This window comes from Desulfosarcina sp., from assembly GCF_041551955.1.
Lineage (GTDB): Bacteria > Desulfobacterota > Desulfobacteria > Desulfobacterales > Desulfosarcinaceae > Desulfosarcina.
The window spans coordinates 1-2,409 of sequence record NZ_JBFELV010000586.1; the positions used below are offsets into that span (position 1 = coordinate 1).

3 protein-coding genes are annotated in these 2,409 nt (G+C 46.8%); 2 read left to right on the plus strand and 1 reads right to left on the minus strand.

Annotated elements, in window-relative coordinates:
- The coding region (locus ABYV26_RS24495; protein ID WP_372683967.1) for a TolC family protein at positions 1–421 on the minus strand (421 nt) is incomplete at its 3' end.
- Between the two features lie 892 nt (positions 422–1,313).
- On the opposite strand from ABYV26_RS24495, the gene ABYV26_RS24500 reads away from it, so the two are divergent.
- Positions 1,314–1,682, plus strand: a complete 369-nt coding sequence (locus ABYV26_RS24500) for a DUF6488 family protein (RefSeq protein ID WP_372683968.1) — start codon at positions 1,314–1,316, stop codon at positions 1,680–1,682.
- 12 nt (positions 1,683–1,694) lie between these two features.
- Positions 1,695–2,312 carry a hypothetical protein gene (locus tag ABYV26_RS24505; RefSeq protein WP_372683969.1) on the plus strand — a complete coding sequence of 206 codons (618 nt, stop codon included), beginning with the start codon at positions 1,695–1,697 and terminating at the stop codon, positions 2,310–2,312.
- Positions 2,313–2,409 lie beyond the last annotated feature (97 nt).

Genomic DNA, 2,409 nt, shown 5'->3' on the forward strand with positions numbered 1-2,409 from the left:
CCACCAGTTCACCGGCCTTTGACAGCTTGCCAGGAAAAGGGATCTGCTGGGAAATCTGGGCGTTCCAGTCTTGGGGGCCCAGGCGTGTCTCGATGGGCTCTGGAAACCAGGTGACCATCAGCTGGGGGTCCGGATAACCGGTTGTGATTCGGTACTGTTCCACGGTCTCCCGCCACGCCTCCCGAGCCTGTTGAATCGACGGGTTGTGAGCATAAGCATGCTCGATCAGGTCGGCAAGGCGGATACTCTCGGGTAAATCCTGGCTATCGCCGGTGGGCTGAATGTCAGGATCGCTGGCGCTGGCATTTGGGACTAGATAAAAAGCGACTCCCAGGATCAGGGTAAGGGCAATCCTGCACGGCATCCAAAGCAATGGCATAATAGCAGCCTTGACGCGCATTCGGGGAAATGGATATTTCATTCTGATCTCCTGACGTTGATTAATAGGCGGTACCATTTCATGGGACGCGCCGATTTACATGGTTTGAAGATATCAATTACCATGCCAAAAGAATATCCTACTGTTATAATTAAAATAAAATAGGTTGGCCCAATAAGGTTTAAAAAAAGTGCGTAAAAACAACTCACTTTACCGGGTCCAAAGACAAAAGTGCGCAATAACTTTTCAACAACTTGAAATACATAGTTTTTGCAGCAAGTTAGCTAGTTCTGAATCAATATGTTATGAACGAGGCCTTGAGAGATAAATAAAGATAGAGCCCCCCTGAACAGGAAAGAAAATCGATAGAAGTTACGAATACATTCAGTTTTTTGATTTTACAAAACCCGTATTATTACAGGAAGGTACAAATAGTAACAGAATAATTTTCCACTCTAGCGTCATGGACTATGCGCTTTTCATCAAGAAGGAATAGGATCTTGATATCCTGATCCATGAACCAAACGAACTGCGCATATTTTTCCCAGTACGAATCAAGCGCATGAAAAAGAGGGTACGCGTAACGCACGACTGGTACTTTTTTTTATAGATCAATGTTTCTTGTACGGTCAAAGCCTTAAATAGTGAAGACATTTTGATTGCTTTCTTGGCAATCACTTTCTGCCAATTCTGCCAACATTTTGTAATAGTTCATCATTAATTTATTGCCATCGCACGCTACAAGCGTTCTGGCTGAACATAGACCAGCTGGCAGCATTGTTTGGTACCTTAGATTGAAGGTAGGACTGCTGACAAGAATGTCCAAAATCATTCATCGTTAAACTGTAATCACGACTATCGTATTTGCACATGGTACGGATATTGAAGATAATGTGGCTCATGAAGATCTTAACTCTAAAATTCGGAGGGTACAATGATCCCATATACAACTCGTCGCCATATATGGTTCGTGATAACCATTGCATTGATAACCTTAGGGGTAATTGTCTCAGGGACAGAAATCGCTAATAGCCACGGTGGCAAAACCCATGGCGAAGAAGCCTTCACCGCATTTCAAGCTGTTCAGAAGGCGACACAGCTTTACGATCGTCTGATCGTCTCCGGTAAACTGCCGGAAGACTGGGAAACCGACCTGGTATCAATCCATATATCAGCACGCGGGGCTGAAACCAGCCGCGAAACCGTGGTTCAGTTTAAACGGACAGGCGGCGACCCGGAGAGCCTTTATTTTTATTTCGATCACCGTGGGGAATATTCGGGATCGAATTTCACGGGCAAATAAGGAGATGCACACATGGACTCAACTCTCACCGACCACCACCCCCACAGTAGGATCACGCTGGCACTGATGCCCATCCCCGCCAAAGCTCTAGTCACCTGTATTATTATGGTTCTGGCCATCGGCATGCTGGGGGCACTGGGTCAGATCGTCGTCCATGACATCATTCCCACTTTTTTTTCTCAAGCCGGCAATGACGACACAGCTTCTCAGGCAAGGGACCGCCATGCAGGTATGGATCACAGCGCCCCGGACACATCTAAGCTTGACCGGGGCGACTTATTTGCTGACCTGTCAACCGTTGAAAAGAAAACAGTCAAACCGTTCTACCAGCAGGAACAATTTGTCTGGACCCTGAAGTGGACTCACATTCACCTTTTCGGCATGAGCATGATTTTCATCTTTGTGGGAGCCATCACCATTTGGCTGGATGTTGGTTTGGCCCTGCGCACCTGGCTGGTAGTACTACCTTTTATCGGGGTGATGGTCGATATCCTGGCCATGTGGCTGAAAGCCTTTGTATCACCCGCCTTTTTCTGGCTGCATGTGCCCGGCGGGGGATTGTTTGCCGGGATATTCGCCTACGTCTCCCTTCGGGCGATCTGGGAGATGTGGCTCAAACCCAAGCATTAAGACCTGTCTAAAAACAGCGTGTAATCAATTTCGCTTTCTGGTGAGATGGGAGCTTATCAATAATGATTCATGTGCCTAAAAAACAACTTTACGTTCC

Coding starts and splice junctions, on each gene's coding strand:
- ABYV26_RS24505 (WP_372683969.1), top strand. CDS start 1,695: ATGGACTCAACTCTCACCGACCACCACCCCCACAGTAGGATCACGCTG.
- ABYV26_RS24500 (WP_372683968.1), top strand. CDS start 1,314: ATGATCCCATATACAACTCGTCGCCATATATGGTTCGTGATAACCATT.